General features: G+C 63.2%; 17 protein-coding genes and 1 pseudogene. 10 read left to right on the plus strand and 8 right to left on the minus strand.

The window, feature by feature from the left end; genetic code table 11:
- Positions 1-157 precede the first annotated feature (157 nt).
- From ACFXS9_RS17695 to ACFXS9_RS17705, 3 genes and pseudogenes are all read right to left on the minus strand, one after another.
- Positions 158-1,201 (minus strand): annotated as a pseudogene (locus ACFXS9_RS17695) (alpha/beta fold hydrolase).
- A 119-nt stretch (positions 1,202-1,320) separates the two neighbouring features.
- Positions 1,321-1,716 carry a hypothetical protein gene (locus ACFXS9_RS17700; protein WP_392690712.1) on the minus strand — a complete coding sequence of 132 codons (396 nt, stop codon included), beginning with the start codon at positions 1,714-1,716 and terminating at the stop codon, positions 1,321-1,323.
- A 230-nt stretch (positions 1,717-1,946) separates the two neighbouring features.
- Entirely contained in the window at positions 1,947-2,201 is a 255-nt protein-coding gene (locus tag ACFXS9_RS17705) for a His-rich protein BRANT (protein ID WP_392690714.1), read from the minus strand.
- A gap of 295 nt (positions 2,202-2,496) precedes the next feature.
- Here ACFXS9_RS17705 and ACFXS9_RS17710 point away from each other — a divergent pair, with 295 nt between their 5' ends.
- Positions 2,497-3,033 (plus strand): tetratricopeptide repeat protein, encoded by a 537-nt coding sequence (locus tag ACFXS9_RS17710; protein ID WP_392690715.1) that lies wholly within the window; start codon positions 2,497-2,499, stop codon positions 3,031-3,033.
- A 156-nt stretch (positions 3,034-3,189) separates the two neighbouring features.
- Here the strand turns inward: ACFXS9_RS17710 and ACFXS9_RS17715 are convergent, their stop codons facing one another.
- A complete protein-coding gene (locus tag ACFXS9_RS17715; RefSeq protein ID WP_392690717.1) occupies positions 3,190-4,740 on the minus strand; it encodes a S10 family peptidase in 1,551 nt (516 codons plus the stop codon).
- A gap of 292 nt (positions 4,741-5,032) precedes the next feature.
- On the opposite strand from ACFXS9_RS17715, the gene ACFXS9_RS17720 reads away from it, so the two are divergent.
- The 6 genes from ACFXS9_RS17720 to ACFXS9_RS17745 all read left to right on the plus strand — a co-directional run bounded on the left by ACFXS9_RS17720 (position 5,033) and on the right by ACFXS9_RS17745 (position 10,012).
- A complete protein-coding gene (locus tag ACFXS9_RS17720) occupies positions 5,033-5,692 on the plus strand; it encodes a hypothetical protein (protein ID WP_392690719.1) in 660 nt (219 codons plus the stop codon).
- A gap of 52 nt (positions 5,693-5,744) precedes the next feature.
- Positions 5,745-5,951 (plus strand): hypothetical protein, encoded by a 207-nt coding sequence (locus ACFXS9_RS17725; RefSeq protein ID WP_392690721.1) that lies wholly within the window; start codon positions 5,745-5,747, stop codon positions 5,949-5,951.
- A gap of 1 nt (position 5,952) precedes the next feature.
- A complete protein-coding gene (locus ACFXS9_RS17730) occupies positions 5,953-7,860 on the plus strand; it encodes an adenylate/guanylate cyclase domain-containing protein (RefSeq protein WP_392690723.1) in 1,908 nt (635 codons plus the stop codon).
- Positions 7,861-7,984: 124 nt separating this feature from the next.
- Positions 7,985-8,764, plus strand: coding sequence for an NAD kinase (locus tag ACFXS9_RS17735; RefSeq protein WP_057843854.1), 780 nt, complete (start codon positions 7,985-7,987; stop codon positions 8,762-8,764).
- Positions 8,765-8,866: 102 nt separating this feature from the next.
- Complete coding sequence (locus ACFXS9_RS17740; protein ID WP_028349127.1) at positions 8,867-9,412, plus strand: response regulator; 546 nt, start codon at positions 8,867-8,869, stop codon at positions 9,410-9,412.
- Between the two features lie 21 nt (positions 9,413-9,433).
- Positions 9,434-10,012, plus strand: a complete 579-nt coding sequence (locus ACFXS9_RS17745; protein WP_392690725.1) for an Hpt domain-containing protein — start codon at positions 9,434-9,436, stop codon at positions 10,010-10,012.
- Positions 10,013-10,174: 162 nt separating this feature from the next.
- Here ACFXS9_RS17745 and ACFXS9_RS17750 read toward each other — a convergent pair whose 3' ends face one another.
- The gene (locus tag ACFXS9_RS17750; RefSeq protein WP_392690726.1) at positions 10,175-11,350 is read right to left on the minus strand and encodes a DUF2336 domain-containing protein; all 1,176 of its coding nucleotides are present in this window, start codon (positions 11,348-11,350) and stop codon (positions 10,175-10,177) included.
- 281 nt (positions 11,351-11,631) lie between these two features.
- Positions 11,632-12,651 carry a transglycosylase SLT domain-containing protein gene (locus ACFXS9_RS17755; RefSeq protein ID WP_392699833.1) on the minus strand — a complete coding sequence of 340 codons (1,020 nt, stop codon included), beginning with the start codon at positions 12,649-12,651 and terminating at the stop codon, positions 11,632-11,634.
- 275 nt (positions 12,652-12,926) lie between these two features.
- Here ACFXS9_RS17755 and mddA point away from each other — a divergent pair, with 275 nt between their 5' ends.
- From mddA to ACFXS9_RS17770, 3 genes are all read left to right on the plus strand, one after another.
- Positions 12,927-13,712 (plus strand): methanethiol S-methyltransferase, encoded by a 786-nt coding sequence (gene mddA / locus ACFXS9_RS17760; RefSeq protein ID WP_392690728.1) that lies wholly within the window; start codon positions 12,927-12,929, stop codon positions 13,710-13,712.
- A gap of 135 nt (positions 13,713-13,847) precedes the next feature.
- A complete protein-coding gene (locus tag ACFXS9_RS17765) occupies positions 13,848-14,396 on the plus strand; it encodes a TetR/AcrR family transcriptional regulator (RefSeq protein WP_392690730.1) in 549 nt (182 codons plus the stop codon).
- Between the two features lie 72 nt (positions 14,397-14,468).
- Positions 14,469-16,586 (plus strand): alpha/beta fold hydrolase, encoded by a 2,118-nt coding sequence (locus tag ACFXS9_RS17770; protein ID WP_392690732.1) that lies wholly within the window; start codon positions 14,469-14,471, stop codon positions 16,584-16,586.
- A gap of 21 nt (positions 16,587-16,607) precedes the next feature.
- On the opposite strand, the gene hisI is transcribed toward ACFXS9_RS17770, so the two are convergent.
- Together hisI and folE are read right to left on the minus strand one after the other, a co-directional pair.
- Complete coding sequence (gene hisI / locus ACFXS9_RS17775; RefSeq protein ID WP_392690734.1) at positions 16,608-17,036, minus strand: phosphoribosyl-AMP cyclohydrolase; 429 nt, start codon at positions 17,034-17,036, stop codon at positions 16,608-16,610.
- A 31-nt stretch (positions 17,037-17,067) separates the two neighbouring features.
- Positions 17,068-17,790, minus strand: coding sequence for a GTP cyclohydrolase I FolE (folE, locus tag ACFXS9_RS17780; protein WP_334363448.1), 723 nt, complete (start codon positions 17,788-17,790; stop codon positions 17,068-17,070).
- Positions 17,791-17,943: the final 153 nt, after the last annotated feature.

The raw sequence follows: 17,943 nt of genomic DNA on the forward strand, positions 1-17,943 counted from the left end.
GAAGTGATTCCCCCGCTTAGCTGGTGTCTGGCATGACTAAAGCAAGGTTCAACCCTCGCCGAAAAGTGATCCGATTTCGTTCATGGTTCCTTCCCTGGGACATCAGATGACGGCCCGCGCCGGCAGTCGCGACTGCCGGCGGCAAGACCGTCCGTCTTCAAGAGCGAGCCACTTCGACGACGGCGTCGGCAAAGGCCTGCGGTGCCTCCTGCGGCAGATTGTGGCCAATCCCGCCGGTGATGAGACGATGGGCGTATCTGCCGGAAAACTTCTTGGCGTAAACCTTCGGGTCCGGATGCGGCGCCCCGTTGGCGTCGCCTTCGAGGGTGATGGTGGGCACGGTAATGACCGGAAATTCGCCAGTCGCCTTTCCAGCGCGTCGAATTTGGTCTCGCCCGGGGCGAGACCAAGTCGCCAGCGATAATTGTGAATCACGATGGCGACGTGATCCGGGTTGTCGAAGGACGCCGCGCTGCGTTCGAAGGTCGCGTCGTCGAAATTCCATTTCGGCGAGGCAAGCTGCCAGATCAGCTTGGAAAATTCGCGCCGGTGTTTTTCGTAGCCCAACCGGCCGCGGTCGGTCACAAAATAATACTGGTACCACCACTGCAGTTCGGCCGATGGCGGCAGCGGTTTTGCGTTGGCTTCCTGGCTGCCGATCAGGTAGCCGCTGACCGAAACCAGCGCCTTGACGCGTTCCGGCCAGATCGCCGCGACGATGCCGGCGGTTCGGGCGCCCCAGTCGAAGCCAGCCACCACCGCTTTTTTCGATCTTCAGCGCATCCATCAGCGCGATGACGTCGGTGGCAAGTGCGCCCTGCTGGCCGTTTCGCGGCGTATCGCCCGAGAGGAAGCGCGTCGTGCCGTAGCCGCGCAGATACGGCACGATGACCCGGAAGCCTGCCGATGCCAGCACGGGAGCCACGTCGACGAAGGCGTAGATGTCGTACGGCCAGCCGTGCAGAAGGATGGCGACGGGACCATTGGCGGGCCCCGCTTCGGCGTAACCGATACTGAGAACGCCGGCTTCGATCTGTTTCAGCGCGGCAAACGAGGCGTGGGCGCCCGGCCTGCCCGCGCCTGCCCCGGCGTCGCCGGACTGTGCGAACAGAGGCCCGCTCATGGCAAACGGTGCGGCCGCAAGGGTAGCTGCCGCGGTGCCGAGGAAGCGGCGGCGGTCAGGCGAGATGGGATGGGACATGTCTTTCTCCGCTGTATATCTCATACGATTAAATCGCATGCGAGTTAAATGATCGAACACGATATGTATAGGCGCGAAGCATCACACTCTCGTGTGGGGCTCACAGCACGCGCGCGAAACTAGCGCGTCAGTTTCTCCAGTTCCGCAAATGGCGCGTAGGCCAGCCCCGCACAGGGCTCCGCGGCGTTTTCGATGATGCGGTCGAGCCGGCCGTCGACAAAAAGGATGGCGCGTTCGCGCGGCTCGCGGTAGCCGCCGTCGGATCTGCGCGGGCTGAACCGGAGACAGACGACATAGCGCAGCCGCCCGCCGACCACGCGCTCGATCGGCTCGGCCATCACGGCGCCGCGTACGCCGACGGGATCGTTGAGATAAGTCTTCAGGAACGCCAGCACTTCCGTGCGGTAATTTTTCGGAAAAGGCTGGCTGGAGACGCCGCGATCGTCGGTAAACGTGATCGGCTTGCTCTCGTCGCTGGCGGCGCAGGCCGACAGCGCGAGCAGCAACAGTACCATCGCCGCAATTTTGACTGAACTTCGCAAGCGAAATGCTTCCCCCGCCCCGTTGGCCGTCTCTTAGACTGCCCGGCGGCGAAATGGAATTCGCATCTCGGTTACTGGTCTCGAACAGATCGAAGCAGCACCAGCCCACGGCCATCGGGGAAGCAATGGCACGTGGGCTGGTCCGATATCCGCCGACGCGGGGAAGCGAAACGCGCCGGCGGATCAGATTCGATCGCGCTGGTTCAACTGCGCTTGGCAGCCGGCGCGGCGGGTTTGGCCACGGCAGGCGTCTTTGAGAGGCCGACCTGCTTCTTGTGGCTATGATGTCGATTGTGTTTGGCGTTCAGCGCCTTCGATTTTTCCTGCTCGGCCTTGGTGACCGGGGCCTGCGTACTCTTGTTCACAGGAGCTTGCGCGGTCTTGCCCGCAGTGCCGGCAAACACGGGCGCGGCTAGAACGGACACGGCAACGAGCGCTGCAGAAAAGGTCTTGAGCATGGCTGTCTCCTCTTCCATGGGGACCTGCGGGTTCTCCGGTCCGAATGGCCGGGCTCGCCGATCGTGCGTGCGACGTTAGGCACGGCGCAGTGAACCCGTCCTGAATCGAACGTGCGGACTTCGTTCATCTCCATGGCAGGTTCGCCATCTTTTGAACGCGAACTGCGGCCGCCAAATCAGCAGAATCCACAATCGGAAGAATCGAAGGCGGATGGCGGGAATGTTCTCAACTGCCGGGTGTTCACTTCAACGGCCTTCGGTGTAGGATTGTGGAACCCGCCATCAGGAGAGATGCATGAACAAACTAGCGATCAAGCTTTTGACGCTCGCAATGTTGTCGCTTACGCTCGCGGCAGCTCCTGTCGTCACCGCCGTCTACGCAAATCCCGACAGCGAGCCGCCTCCGCCGCCGAAGAAGAAAAAGAAATCCAGCGAAGCCCGCCCGGCCATTGAACAAACCGCATTCGTCGACGGCTATCGCGCTGCTTACGCCGCGATCTACGAGCGCCACGACTATGCGTCGGCGATCGAGCAGTTGAAGGCGCTCGGCCGTGACGACACCGCCGCCGTCGCCAATCTGATCGGCTATTCCTATCGCAAGCTCGGCGACTACAAGGTCTCGCAGATCTGGTACGAGCGCGCGCTGAAGGCCGATCCGAACCACGTCAAGACCTGGCAGTATTACGGCCTGTGGCAGGTCGAACAGGGCAACCGCGATCAGGCGCAATATCACCTGAACCGGATCGCGCAGCTCACCGGCACCTCAAGCGAGGAATATCGCTCGCTCGCCACCGCGCTCGAAAAGCCGCCGGGCACGGGATTGGTGTACTGAGGCATCGCTCTCTCCCCGTCATTGCGAGGAGCGTAGCGACGAAGCAATCCATCTATCCGTTATGCCGCGATATGGATTGCTTCGCTTCGCTCGCAATGACGAAGAAGAAGCCGGAGCAGTTGCAAAGACTGCGCCGGCTTTTTGTTGTTTCCGAATTTACTTCATCACCTTCTCAACTTCCGCGCGGAATGCCTGGCGCGCGGCGTCGCGCGAATAGAACATGTGGCCGCCGGGATAGACGACGAGTTTGACCCGGTCCGATCGCGCATAGGCCGGCAACTGATCGAGAATTACCTTCGAGGCAAAATAGGGTGTGGCGAGATCGAACAGCCCGTGACCGACCAGCAATTTCATTTTCGGGTCGAGCGCGAGAATCTGGCGAAGCTCCGAAACCGACTCGGCCGGACCGCGACCGAAATCCCAGGCCCTGTACACGGCTGAGTTAAGCAGGTGATACGAGCCATCGGGACGCCAGTTGAGTTTACGCGTGGTGAGGTCGACGGCCGCGCTCGTCAACGGCGCCGTCAGGGAATCGCCGGAAGGATCGCCGAAATGCGCGTGGTTCGAATCCGGATAGGGATCGAAGCCTGAGACCGAGCCGTCGTAACGTCCCGTCACACGGCCGTTGCGGCGGTCGAATTCCCTGCGGAACTCGCCGACCTCGAAACGCCCTCCGAGCCTGCGGCTCACCGCTTGATCGATGCCGGTCAGCGCGGCCACTTTGTCAGCAAGCCGCGTCGCTGCCTCCTTATCTGCCTGTCCCTTGACGAGATCGGTCACAAACTCGCCTTGCGCGTAGCGCTCGACGTCAGCGAGATCGGCGCGCGTCACCGGTCCCTTGGCTTCGCGCGCCACCGCCGCCATGCTTGGCAGTGTGTTCATATACTGCAACAGGCTCGAGCCGGAAAAATCGCGATAGTCGAACAAGGGTGAGACCAGGATCAGCCCGCGGACGCCGACGCCCTGCTGGGTCTGCAGGTTGCGAACGATTTTTGGTCCACGGATGCCGCCATAACTTTCGCCGGTCACGAATTTCGGCGAGAGCAGACGATCATTCTTTTCCAGCCAGCGCCGGATCACGAGTGCGATGGCGCTGACGTCGCCGTCGATGGAGTAGAATCGCTTGCGCGTGTCCTCGCCGGTCGCGACGAAACGGCTATATCCGGTGCCGACGGGATCGATGAATACGAGATCGGTAAAGTCGAGCCAGGTCTCGGCGTTGGGCAGCAAATCGGGTGTCGCCGACGACACTGCGCCCTCCCCCGTGATCGATATGCGCCAGGGTCCGGCGTCGCCGAACTGCAGCCAGGCGGAGGACGCGCCCGGGCCGCCGTTGAACAGAAACGTCACCGGCCGGCCTGCGCGATCGGAGCCGTCGAACTGGTAGGAGGTATAGGCGATATCGGCCTGCGGCTCGCGCTTGTCGTCGAACAGCCGGATCGAGCCGGCGGTGGCGGTGAAGTTGAGCGTGCGGCCGGGCAGCGTCAGCGTCTGCCGGGTGGTGGAATCCGGCGGCAGGCGATGTTGTTCGGCTGGCGTCGCGGCGGGACCCCGCCCTGCTTCGCCCTTCTGGCCCGACGGAGACGGCGACGGCGTCGCTGCGGCGGGCTGCTGCGAAGTCGGCGAACTCGCCTCCTCGGCGCGTACGCCCGTCGCGCAACACAGGACCAGAATAGCGGCGGCCAGACGCATGGGACGCGTTGCCATCAAACGAGAATCCATGCCGTTCACTCCCAATCTGCGCCCCGAGACTGCGACAGCGCTGTTGGTACACAAGGGCAGGAAACCCGCGGAAATCACAATCCCGACAGCATCACGTGAGAGGGTTGGAATGCCCTGCACTGCGCCCCGATGGCTGTCCTCGGCGGCCGTTAGGTGATATCGGTCGGTTCCGCTGGCCTACCTGCCAGATATTTTGATCTATCCATGAAACCATTCGGGCGCTGGCGCGACTAACGAACCTGCGCTTTTTTATGGGGTCTTAGAATGAAACGTTCGATTGCTGTTTGTCTCGGCCTGCTGGCGCTGGCTTCTCCGGCGGCCGCAGATTCTGCCGGCCGCGGTGGTCGAGGACGTTCAGGGCAAGGTCACCGGTGCGGAATTCATGGACTATGTGACGCCCAAGGCTGTGATCAAGATCGGTGACGGCGGCTCTGTCATTCTGAGCTACCTGAAGTCGTGCCGGCGCGAGACGATCAGCGGCACCGGCACCGTTGTCGTCGGCACCGAGGAGAGCGCCGTTCACCTCGCCGAGGTCAAAGCCGAGAAAACGAATTGCGATGCCAACCAGGCCAACGTGACCACGCGCGAAACCAGTGGCGTCGCCGCCACAGTGCTGCGAAGCGTCGACAGCAACAAGGCGGCTTCCCTGCCGCAGCCGCAGCTCACGCTTTACGGCGCCTCGCCGCTGGTGGAAGCCAAGGGGCGCGGCAAGCTTATCATCCGGCGCCTCGACGCGGCGGGCGAGCGTCAGGAGATTAGTCTCGGCGGCACCCAGCTCAAGGGACGGTTCGTCGATTTCGCCAGCGAGAATGTCGCGCTGGCTCCCGGCGGCCTCTACGCCGCTTCGTTCAAGTCATCGCAGATCGTGTTCCGGGTTGATGAGCAAGCCAAGCCCGGCGCAACACCGATCGTTGGCCGGCTGCTGCGGCTGCAATAGGCGTGCCGGACTATCCAGCTTGAGAATAAGACGCAGCACGCGCGACAGGCTTGTGATCGCCGCCATCGCGCTGGTTTGCGCGGCCGCCTCGGTTTCGCCTGCGGCCCGGCCGATCCGCGGGCTCTCGCTCGATATCCTCACCGCTCTGCGCTGGGAGGTGTTCGGCCGTAAGCAGGATCCGGTCGCTTCGCCCGCAGTCGTCGTTGCGATGGACGAAGAGAGCCTGCGCACCCCCCGTTCAAGGGCGCGCCGATGCTGACATGGACCGGCGAGATCGGCCGCGTGCTTTCAGCGACGCTCGAAGGCGGCGCGAAGGTCGCCGGCTTCGACGTGGTGATCCCGAACTCGCTCGAACAGTCCGAGATACCGCTTGGGGATGGCATGTTGGGCGAAAAAGTTCGCGGTTTCGATCGCGACTTCCTGCGTGCGCTGGCCGGGGGGCCGCCAAAGGCAAGGTCGTGCTGGGCGAAGTTCTGGGCGACCGCCCTATCCTGCCGTCGCCAGGACAGCGCATCGCGGTACGCCAGAACATCCGTCCGCTTAACGACCATGCCGACAGCGACGACATTGTGCGCCGACTGCCGCTAAGCTTTACCATCAACGGCGCGAAAGTGCCTACCATGGCGGTCGAGCTGGCCTCGCGGGCGCTCGGCGCCGCGCCCGAATTCGACGAGCGCGGCAGGCTGACGCTCGCCGGCTACCGGGTTCCTGGCCGAGTGCCGAATACGATGACGCTGAATTTCGAAGGTGGCGCGGACGACATCCCCACCTTCTCGTTTGCCGACCTGCGTGCCTGTGCGGTCAAGAACGACAAGGAGTATTTCCGGCGCTGGTTCGACGGAAAGGTCGTGATCTTCGGTACCGTTCTCGATATCGAAGATCGGCGAATGACATCCAAGCGCTTTGCGACCGGCATCGAAGGGGCACGTTCGCCACGTTGCACGGCCGAGAGCGTGCCGGTCACCGCGAGATCCAGGACCAGCACGATTGCCGGCGTCTATATCCATGCCACCGCGGTCAATAACCTGATCACGCGCAATGGCGTGATCGAACCTGGGCCGCTTCCCCGCTTGCTTATCGCGGCACTAATTGCTGCGCTCGCCGCGGCCGCCGCCTGGCTGTTCCGGCCCGTCATCGCGTTCGCTGCCTGGACAGGAATGATCGTGCTCGGCGTGGCCGGCGCGACGGTCGCCTTCAACCACGCGCTGGCGCTCCCAATCGTCGAGCCGTTCCTAGCCAGCCTGACCGCGCTGGCCGCAACCATTGGCTACCGCTTCGTCATCGCCGACAAGGATCGCCGCCTGCTGCAGAAGAGCTTTGCGCTCTACCTCGCCCCGCACGTCATCAACCGCATGCTGTCGTCGAGCAAATTGCCGGAGCTCGGCGGCGAAACCCGCAACGTGACAGTGTTCTTCTCCGACATCGAAGGATTTTCGCTGATCGCGGAAAAGATGTCGCCCGACGGCCTGATGGAGTTGATGAACGAATATCTTTCGGCGATGACCGACGTCATCGAGCGCCATGGCGGATATGTCGACAAATATATCGGCGACTCAATCGTGGCGGTGTTCGGCGCCCCGGCCGACGATCCCGACCATGCCGCGAACGCAGCACGCGCCGCGCTGGACTGCTGCACGCAACTGGCGGAACTCAACGCCTCCTCCGCCGTATTTCGCGACTGCAAGCTGGCGCAGCGGATCGGCATCAATTCCGGCGAGGCGCTGGTCGGAAATTTCGGATCGCGGCGGCGCTTCAACTACTCCGTGATGAGCGACGCAGTGAACCTGGCCTCGCGGCTGGAGGGCGCCAATAAATTCTACGGCACCACCGTGATCGCGTCCGAGACGACGGTTGCGCTTGCCGGCCAAGCCTTCGCCTGGCGCGAACTGGACGCCATCAGGGTCAAGGGGCGAACCCAGGCGCTCAAAATCTACCAATTGCTGGCGCTATCGGCGGGGCTGACGCCCTCGCAGCAGACGGTGATCGCCCACTACGCCGACGGGCTGGTGCACTGGCGGGCCCGCGAGTTCGCGCGCGCTGCAGAGTGTTTCGGCCGTTCGGCCGATATCGACCGGCCGGCATCGCTGTTTGCCGCGCGGGCCCGGGAATTGGCCCAAAACCCGCCGGGCGACGACTGGGACCCGATCCGGACGTTGCAGGAAAAATGACGGCCCGATGACCGCCGGTTTAGGTTACCGGCGCGAAAGTGCCCGACGGCCATCTCGACAAGCCTGTCCAAGGTGTATAGACGAGCGCGGCGCAATCCGGCGCCAGGTATGAGTTCGTCGTCCGATGGCCACCCCCAAGCGATACGACCGGATCGCCTTCGTCGCGAGCGCAGGCGCCGAAGCGCAGACTGCGCTGGCGCAGCTCGTCAAGCTCTACGGCAATCATGACGCCGATGATGCCGACGTCGTGGTGGCGCTCGGCGGCGACGGACTGATGCTGCAGACGCTGCACGCCCACATGCGCTCGGGCAAGCCGATCTACGGCATGCATCGCGGCACCGTCGGCTTCCTGATGAACGAATTCACGACGCACGATTTGCATACGCGGCTGGCGGCGGCGCGGGAATCCCTGATCAATCCGCTCTTGATGCGCGCGACCGACGTGAATGGCGTAGTGCATCTGCATCACGCCATCAATGAAGTCGCGCTGTTTCGCCAGACCAACCAGGCCGCGCACCTGCGCATCCTGATCGACGAGCACGAGCGGATGGCGGAATTGATCGCCGACGGCATCCTGGTGGCGACGCCGGCCGGCTCCACCGCCTATAATCTGTCGGCGCAGGGACCGATTTTGCCGATCAACGCCGCGCTTCTGGCGTTGACCCCGATCAGCGCGTTCCGCCCGCGCCGCTGGCGCGGCGCCCTCCTCCCGAACTCCGCTTTTGTGGTGATCGAGGTGCTCGAGGGTGAGAAGCGTCCGGTCGCGGCCGCCGCCGACCATGACGACGTGCGCGACGTCCGCCGCGTCGAGGTGCTGTCCGACAAGACGATTTCGATGCGGATGCTGTTCGATCCCGGCCACAGCCTCGAGGAACGCATCCTGCGCGAGCAGTTCGGGTATTAACTCGGGTTCGCCGAGCTCTCACGCCGGTTTTGCAACCATTCCTTAACCGGCCCCGCGATATGGTTAACGCCAGTATACCGTTTTGCTGGGCCGGGCCGGACCATGTATCGCATTGACTTCAACAAGCTGCGGTTTCTGATTTGCGACGACAATCCGCATATGCGCCGCATCCTGCGGACGCTGCTGCATTCGTTCGGCGCGCGCGAAGCCTATGAAGCCGAGGACGGCGCCACAGCGCTCGAAATGTACAGCCACTACGTGCCCGACATCGTCATCACCGACTGGGCGATGCCGATCTTCGACGGCCTCGAACTGGCGCAGATGATCCGGCAGCCGGAATCGAAGGGTAACCCCTACGCGCCGATCATCATGCTGACCGGACATTCGGAGAAGCGGCGCGTCACGGTCGCGCGCGACGCCGGCGTCACCGAGTTCCTGGCCAAGCCGATCTCGGCCAAGGGACTCTATCAGCGCATCCTCAACGTCGTTGCCAATCCGCGCCCCTTCATCAAGACCAAGACCTATTTCGGCCCCGACCGGCGGCGCAACACCAACAACGCCTATATCGGCCCCGAGCGGCGGGTCGGTGGCGAGATGGAAGTGATGCAGCAGCCGTCGTTGCTCGACAAGGCGCGGTCGAACGTTTAGCGCGAGCCTGGAGAGACCATCATGGCGAAAGAAAAGCCGGGGACGATACAGGTCAAATCGTTTGCCGATCATCACGTGATCACGCAGCCTAATCCGTTGCGCAAGGTATTGCTGCGCGTTCCCGAATCCGATCTCGACGATCCTGTCGGGCGCGCGGAAAAGGCGCTTGCAGGACTATCCGGTGAATTCAAGAACTGGATGACGATCGAGGCGGACCGGCTCTCCGCCTCGCACGAGGCCATTCTCCGCGACGGCTTCACCATCGACAACCGCGAAGAGCTGTTTCGCGCCGCCCATGACATCAAGGGCGATGCCGCCACGTTCGGCTTCCCTTCCGCCGGCGCTGCCGCCGAAAGCCTGTGCCGCATCATCGAACATGCCCCCGACCTCGATCAGGTCCCATCCGAGCTGATCACCCATCACATCAACGCCATTCAGGCGATCGTGCGCGAACGCACCAAGCTCGACACCGCCACGATGGCGAGCGCGCTCAGCAAGCAACTCCGCGGTGTGGCGGATGAATTCCTGCTGAAGGTCAACCGCGACCGCCCCGAACATCTCGAAGCGATCCTGGCGCCGAGCATCGTGCCGGCGGAGTAAGTCGGCCAAGCTATCTCCGCCGTCGTCCCTGCGAACGCAGGGACCCATACGCCGCGGCTTATCCGCAGGGCGATGTGGCAGTTACCTGTAAATAATCAGCGCTGGTGGTTATGGGTCCCTGCGTTCGCAGGGACGACATAGAATACGCGGTGGCAGTGCTGCTCACGCCGCGATCAGATCGCGCACGGCTGGTACGAACGCTTCGTCGGCGACCAGCTCCTCGCAGAACAGGCGGGCTTCCTCGCGCGCGGACTCGGTTGCGAAGCGCCGCAGCAGGATCAAGAGCGGCTCGGCGGCTTTGCGGTCGGTCTCGCAATGGGTCAGCACACGCTCGACCATGCGGCGGCGCAGCCTCGCGGCGCCGCCGATCGTGTCGACAAAGCCGGTCTCACGGCTGACCTCGAGCGCGATACGGAAAGCTCCGAACGTCGATTCGGGAAGGCCTGCGCGGATCAGGAGCGCCTGCAGGCTGGCGCCGCCGCGGTCGTGCAGCAGCGCGGTGACGCGGGCCAGCGGCAGGTCGGCCAGTTCGGCAAGCGCGGCATCGAACAGTTCGAGATTGCCCGACAATAGCGCGCGCAGGATCAGGCCGGCGGTCAGTTGCCCGGTGGCGCGCAGGTGCCGCACCAGGCCCAGCATGTCATCGCCGCGCGAACGCGCCGCAATGTTCACGGCCGAGCGCTCGCGCGCGTCGCTCGCCAGCCGCCCTGCCCGGTCGGCGCTCAGCCAGTTCCGCGCGACGACGAATTGCGCCAGCGTCTCGGAGAGTTTCGCGACCAGCGCCGCGCGGGTGGCGGCCGGCAGGCCTTCCAGCACCAGCATGGCTTCCCTGATCGCGGCGAGATGGCCGTGACGTTCGACGATACGGTCCCAGGAAAACGGCGCGAGCTCCGCGTAGGCATTCTCGATCAGTTCGAGCGCCGCGGCCGCCGAGCCGACTTCGGCAATCGCGGCGGAAACCGAGGGCGGCAGGTTGATGCGGCGGGCGATGGCGCATTGCGTGTCGCTGTTGCCGGTGGCGACGATGTCGACCAGGTCGGCGTCGATCAGAAGCGGCGAATGTTCGAGCACGGGAAGCGCGATCGAGGGCTGGTCGAGCGAGAGCGCCTGCACGATCGCGGCCGGCGCGTCCGAGCTGCGCGCGAAGACTTCCGACATCGCCTGGCGCACCAGCGGCGACGGATCATCGAGCAGCATCAACAGCGCGCCTTCGGCGGCGATGCGATCGTCCTCGGAAAGATCTGAAATCAACCAGGCCCGCGCCAATGCCCGCGTCGCCTCTGCCCGCTCGCCTGCCGGAGCGGTGCGAATCCAACTGATGAACTGCCGAACGATCATGGTCCTGGCTTTACGCAACCTGAAACGACACCGTGACGCGGTGCCACTATTAGAAAAAATAAACCATGACGCTTAACAAAGGGTTCACCATAAACGGCTGGTTTTATTGACGTTTTGTTAAGGGTGCGACGACCGTTGCGATGTCTCGTTCCCCGGATGCCGCGCAAACGCGCAGTGTTGCGCTGCCGATCCGGGGTCCATCCGAGCTCGCCCACCGCGATGGGTCCCGGTTCTGCGACGCATCGCTACGCGCTGCATCGCGCCCGGGACACGGGGCAGCGTCAGCTACTGAACGTGCCGTTGCGGTCGCTGAAGAGATCGAGTCTTCCGGGTGCGCGGACTTCGGGCTTATGTCCCGACAATGCGGTGCTCGCGGAGGCAACTGGCGACGAATTGCTGCCCCACAATTCCTGCACCGTCGGCGAGATCGGCTGCGCGCGTTCGCCGGGCTGGAACAGCGAGCGGAAGATCGGCTCCGACGACGACGAGGCAGTGTGCGACGTTGCCGCAACCGGCGTCACCGCGCGCTGATCCGGAAAGCTCGAAAGATAGGCGGCGTTGTCGATCGCCATCGCTGCCGGCGCGGCGCTCGCGACCGTGACGCGCCGGGGCAGGTCGCCGCCGGCAGCCGCCATCGCCGTGCGCGTCACCGGCGAAATGGCGGCAGCCGCATAGCGCGTGCTCAGCACCGAATAGACCTGTGAGACGCTGCGCGGCTGCCCCGAACGGTCGTAGAAGATCGATTGATTGGCCGCCGCAGCGTTCGGAAACATCTGCACGGCCGACGCGTTCGGATTGCCCTCGGCGTTCTGGATCAGCTTGCCGGCGCCGCCGACGCCCATGAAATGCGCCATATAGAGTTCGGCGTCAGTCGGCCGGCGGCCGATCTTGCCGGTCAGCTTGAAACTGTTGGATTGCGTCAGCACCGCCGCCATCGATGAGGCAGCGTCGGGATCGTCCCGCAGCCGCATGATCGCGGCGCGTGCCGCGGGATCGTCGACCGAATAGCTGCCCGACGGATTTTTGGTGATGGCGTCGGCATATTTGCCGTAGCCGAGATGGGCACCCGCCTCCTTCACCGTGCCGAGCCAGGTCTGGTCGATGAATTGAAACAGCCCGCGCGCCGACGAGGTAGTTGCGGCGGCCTTCGGGTTGAAATTGGATTCCATCTTCGCGGTGGCGAGCAAATATTCGAAGCTGGCGCCGGTCGTGGATGCGGCCTGCTTGATCGAGCCCGCGATCCTCGCGCGCGCGGGATCGACACCTGCCGCAGCCGTGGCGCTTGACGTGTCGACCGCCATATCTGTGGTGCCCCGCTCCTCGCGAAACCTCGCGGGCTCGTGAACGCCGCCAATCCGGCGCTTCACCGACCCAGCCTGCGACATTTATGGTTAATGCCGGGTTAAAATGCCGCATTTTCAACATAAAGCAGGAATGAACTTTTCGGTCGTTCGACCGACTGAATATTTGACGTTGGATCTGACCGGCTCGCAAACGAGGAGAAATTCCGGGCAATCACGACCGTCTGCACTGAAAGCAAAGGCCTTCCGCAGTCTTCCCAGAGAGGATCAAGATCATGACAGACCATGCGCTCCACTCCCCTCCCGCAAAGACCATAACCGGCGGCTTGACGGCTATGCTGTATGGCACGCTCACGTACCTGCTGTTTCTCGGTACATTTCTTTATGCGATTGCCTTTGTAGGCAACTTGCCGGTACCAAAGACCATCGATAGCGGCACCGCCGGCCCGCTCGTTCCTTCGCTGCTCATCAACGTCGTCCTGCTTGGCGTGTTTGCAATCCAGCACAGCGTGATGGCGCGTCCCGCCTTCAAGCGCTGGTGGACAAGAATAGTGCCGCCATCGGTCGAGCGTACGACCTACGTGCTGTTGGCCAGCCTTGCGTTGCTGCTGCTCTACTGGCAATGGCGGCCGATGACGGGCGTCATCTGGTCGGTGACCGATCCAGTTGCGGCAATTGTCCTTCAGACGGTTTCCTGGATCGGCTGGGCGGTGGTGCTCGCCAGCACCTTCATGATCAACCATTTCGAGTTGTTCGGCCTGCGCCAGGTGCTGGCGCGGCTTCTCGGGCGCGAGTTGCCCCCGGCCGAGTTCAAAACGCCGATGTTCTACAAGCTGGTCCGGCATCCGATCTATCTCGGCTTCTTGCTTGCGTTCTGGGCGACGCCGACGATGTCGGTCGGTCATCTGGTGTTCGCCATCGCCACCACCGGCTACATCCTGATCGGCATATGGCTGGAGGAGCGCGACCTGATAGCGCTGTTCGGCGACCAGTACCGCCGCTACCGGCAGCAGGTCTCGATGCTGATCCCGCTGCCGCGAAACAAGGCGAAGGTCGGGTGACATTTGTTTCACGGTGCCCGGTATGGCTCCGGGCATCGGTTTTCCGGCCGGTAGAGGGTTGAAGCGGCAAGGCTGGCCTTCTCAGCCGGAATGCTTGTAGCGTCTTTGACGCTTTCCATCGCATCACGAGGCACCATGGCGCGCGCGGCAGTGAAGAAGATTGAGACCAGCACCAGCTTGCTCGAAGCTGCCAAGAAGGTGTTGCGTCGTGCCGGCTATGCCGGACTGTCGACCCGTGAAGTCGCCGCAGAGGCGGCCGTGCCCTTAAGCCAGATCCACTACCATTTTGGCTCCAAGCAGAACATGGTTCTGGAGCTATTCGAATATCTCAATGCTCAACTGCTCGACCGGCAGAACAGGCTGTTCGAAGATCCATCACTAAAACTGTCGGAGCAGTGGTCCCGCGCCTGTGACTACCTCGATGAGGATATCGCTTCGGGCTACGTGCGGGTGCTGCAGGAGCTGATCGCGGTGAGCTGGCATGACGCGGAAGTAGCAAAGGTGATCCGAGCCGGCCTCATGGGCTGGATCGACCTGATCGTAGGCGTGGCACGGAGGACCGAACAGATGATCGGGCCGCTCGGCCCGTTCTCGGCCGAAGAAGTCGGCGCGATCGCCGCCTCCAGTTTCATCGGCGGCGAAAGCCTGTTCCTGCTGGGACTGGAGAAAAAGGCTCGCCGATAAGGGCGTCGCTGCGGCGCGTCGGCGACCTCATTCGGATTGCAGAAGGATCTTCACCAGAAAAAGGGTGACAGCATGCGAGCAAAGCTGGCGGACAGCGAGGGTTTCATCACCCGCGACGGCGTGAAACTCGCTTACGAAAGCTACGGCGCCGGCGCGGAAACCATTCTGTTTATCCCGCCATGGAGCATCGTCCACTCGCGAATCTACAAGGCGCAGCTTCCCTACTTCAGCGAACGTTTCCGCTGCATCGCCTATGATGGCCGCGGCAACGGCAAATCCGATCGACCGGAAGACGTCACTGCCTACACGCTCGACAACTACCTTGCCGACGCGCTTGCCATGATGGACGGCCTCGAGGTGGAACAAGCTGTCCTGGTCGGACTTTCGTTTGGCGGGTTGCTCGCTTCCATTCTCGCCGCCTATCACCCGACGCGCGTGCGGGCAGCCATCCTCGCCGGCACGGTCTCGACCATCGGACCTGCGCACCAGGAAAGATTTGCGGCCTCGCATTTTCTCGCCGAGAGAGACAGTTACGACGGCTGGAACAAATTCAACCGTGACTATTGGCTGAAGAGTTACCCTGATTTCGCGGAGTTCTTCGTTCGCAACATCTGCAGCGAGCCGCATTCGACCAAACAGATCGAGGACGGGGTCGGCTGGGCTGCCGAGACGGATGGACCAACCCTGATCAAAACAGTCGAAGCGCGAAACATTCCTCCCCAGTTCGATGTCAGCGCGGAAATGTATCGCAGCATCCGCTGCCCGGTTCTGTTCATCCACGGCGACAACGACCAAATTCAGCCCTGCGAGCGCGCCAGGGCGGCCCACGCTGCCGTGAGCGGCTCGGAGTTCGTAACGATCAGAGGCGGCGGTCATAACCCTCTCGGCCGGTATCCGGCCAAGGCGAACGCGCTGATCAACGACTTCATCGATCGCCGGCTCGCCATCCGCCCGCCTGCACGTGAGGTCTTGCCGCACAGCGCACGCCAGAAGCGCGCCCTCTATCTTTCCTCGCCGATCGGCCTTGGCCATGGCCGCCGCGACATCGCCATCGCGCGCGAGCTGCGCAAGCTTCATCCTGACCTCACGGTGGACTGGCTGGCGCAAGATCCGGTCACGCGTCTGCTGGAGGCCGGCAACGAACATGTACATCCGCTAAGTGCAAGGTTGGCGAGCGAAACGCGGCATATCGAGCTCGAAAGCGGCGAACACGAATTGCACTGTTTTCAGGCGCTCCGCCGCATGGACGAGGTGCTGATCAAGAACTTCATGATCTTCCAGGATGCCGTCGAGCAAGGCGCTTACGACATCGTGATTGCGGACGAGGCCTGGGATATCGATCACTACTGGCACGAGCATCCCGAGCTGAAAAAGGCAAAACTCGTCTGGTTGACCGACTTCGTCGGCTACGTGCCGATGCCGTCCGGCGGCAAACATGAGGCGCTGCTGACGACCGACTACAATGCCGAGATGATCGAGCATATCGAGCAGCATCCTGGCGTGCGCGATCGAGCGATTTTCGTGGGCCACCCTGAAGACGTGGTGCCGCTATCGTTCGGTGCGGATCTGCCCCTGATGCGCGATTGGGTACCGAGGCACTTCGATTTCGCCGGCTACGTCATCGGCGAGCACCCCCAAACCTTCGGTAGCCGCCAGTTTCTTCGCGAAGCGCTCGGCTACCGGAACGGCGAACAGATTTGCATCGTCACCGTCGGCGGATCGGGGATCGGGGCTCACCTGATCAAGCGCGTCCTGCAGGCCTATCCCATCGTGAAAGCCAGGCTGCCGGCGTTGCGCATGGTGGTGGTCGCCGGTCCCCGCATTGATCCGGCGTCCCTGCGCGCGCCGGAGGGCGTCGAGATACGGTCGTTCGTCGCCGATCTCGACCGGCATCTTGCTGCATGTGACCTGGCGCTGGTTCAGGGCGGGCTCACGACTTGCATGGAACTCGCGGCTGCCGGGACGCCGTTTGTCTATTTTCCGCTGCGAAACCATTTCGAGCAGAACTTTCACGTCGCCCACCGGCTCCGCCGCTATGGCGCAGGCATCCAAATGGACTTCGCTTCGTCAACCCCCGATATGATTGCCGACGCCATGATGTTGGCCATGTCGAGGCCGGATAGACCGAAACCGGTCGAAGCCGATGGTGCGAGACGCGCAGCCGCCATGATCGGTGAACTGTTGGCATAACCAGCCCGGAACCGACGCCAGTTATTTCCGGTAAACATTGTTCGGATCGAACTGCCGGTCGGCATCGACGAACGTCAGCAGCGCACCGCCCCCGGCGGCGTCGATCTTGCGATAGAAGCAGGAATGCCGCCCGGTGTGACACGCCGCGCCCTTCTGCTCGACGCGAATCCAGATGGCATCCTGATCGCAATCAACGCGCATCTCGACCACGCGCTGGGTCTGACCTGACGTCTCACCTTTTCGCCACAACGCATTGCGGGACCGGCTGAAGTACCAGGCGTCACCGCTTTCGATCGTCTTGCGCAGGGCTTCCTCGTTCATGTGCGCGACCATCAGCACGTCGCCAGTCGCAGCATCCGTCGCCACGCAGGTCACGAGACCGGACGCGTCGAACTTGGGCTGGAAGGTCAGCCCCTCTTCGCGTTCATTGGTCGTTGCAGATGTGGACACGACAGGGCCTCGCGGAGAAATTTCGGCGAGGCTACCGGTTGGACCCTCGCACCAGGGACAGGAAACGCTGCTGCTCCGCCGGGTTGTCGCGGAACATGCCGGTGAAGCGGCTGGTGAACGTCATCGCGCCATGCTTTGCGACGCCGCGCACCGACATGCAGGTATGCTCCGCCTCGATCAGCACGGCAACGCCGCGGGGTTTCAGCACCTCGTCGATCGCGGCCGCGATCTGGGCCGTCAGGTGCTCCTGGGTCTGCAGGCGGCGGGCGAAGATATCGGTGAGCCGCGCCAGCTTCGACAATCCGACCACCCGCTCCACCGGCGTATAGGCGATATGCGCCTTGCCGTAGAACGGCATCATGTGATGCTCGCATTGCGAGGTGAACTCGATGTCGCGGACCAGGACAAAGTCGTCATAGCCGGCGGTTTCGCCAAAGGTGCGGTCCAACACCTCGGCCGGGCACTGATGATAGCCCTGATAGAGCTCGTCGAAGGCTTCGACCACGCGGCGAGGCGTATCCAGCAAACCCTCGCGATCGGGGTTTTCGCCGATATAGCTGAGCAGCGTGTGCACGGCGTGCTCGGCCTCGGCGCGCGACGGGCGCGGCAGGTCGGCGCGGACGGCGGCGGCCAGGAACTCGGCCGGATCGAGCTCGGCCGGGCGGGTTTCGGGGGCCACATCGGGCGATTTCACTTCGGAAGGCTTCAAATCGGAAGGCTTGCCAGGGCGGAGGGATTTGATCAATGCGTCCATGTCTTCTCCGTTCGACCGGCCTGCAGAGACCGGAGTGTCACCGGGCAGACGGGGCGGTTTTGCCGCCGGGCGCCTGAGTCCCATCCACAACACATGGACGGCCGAACTGGTTTCCATGTCTGGTCCATGTCCGTCCGCCTACGGCAAACGGCC

The sequence above is a fragment of the Bradyrhizobium sp. RDI18 genome, assembly GCF_043203335.1.
GTDB lineage: Bacteria > Pseudomonadota > Alphaproteobacteria > Rhizobiales > Xanthobacteraceae > Bradyrhizobium > Bradyrhizobium retamae.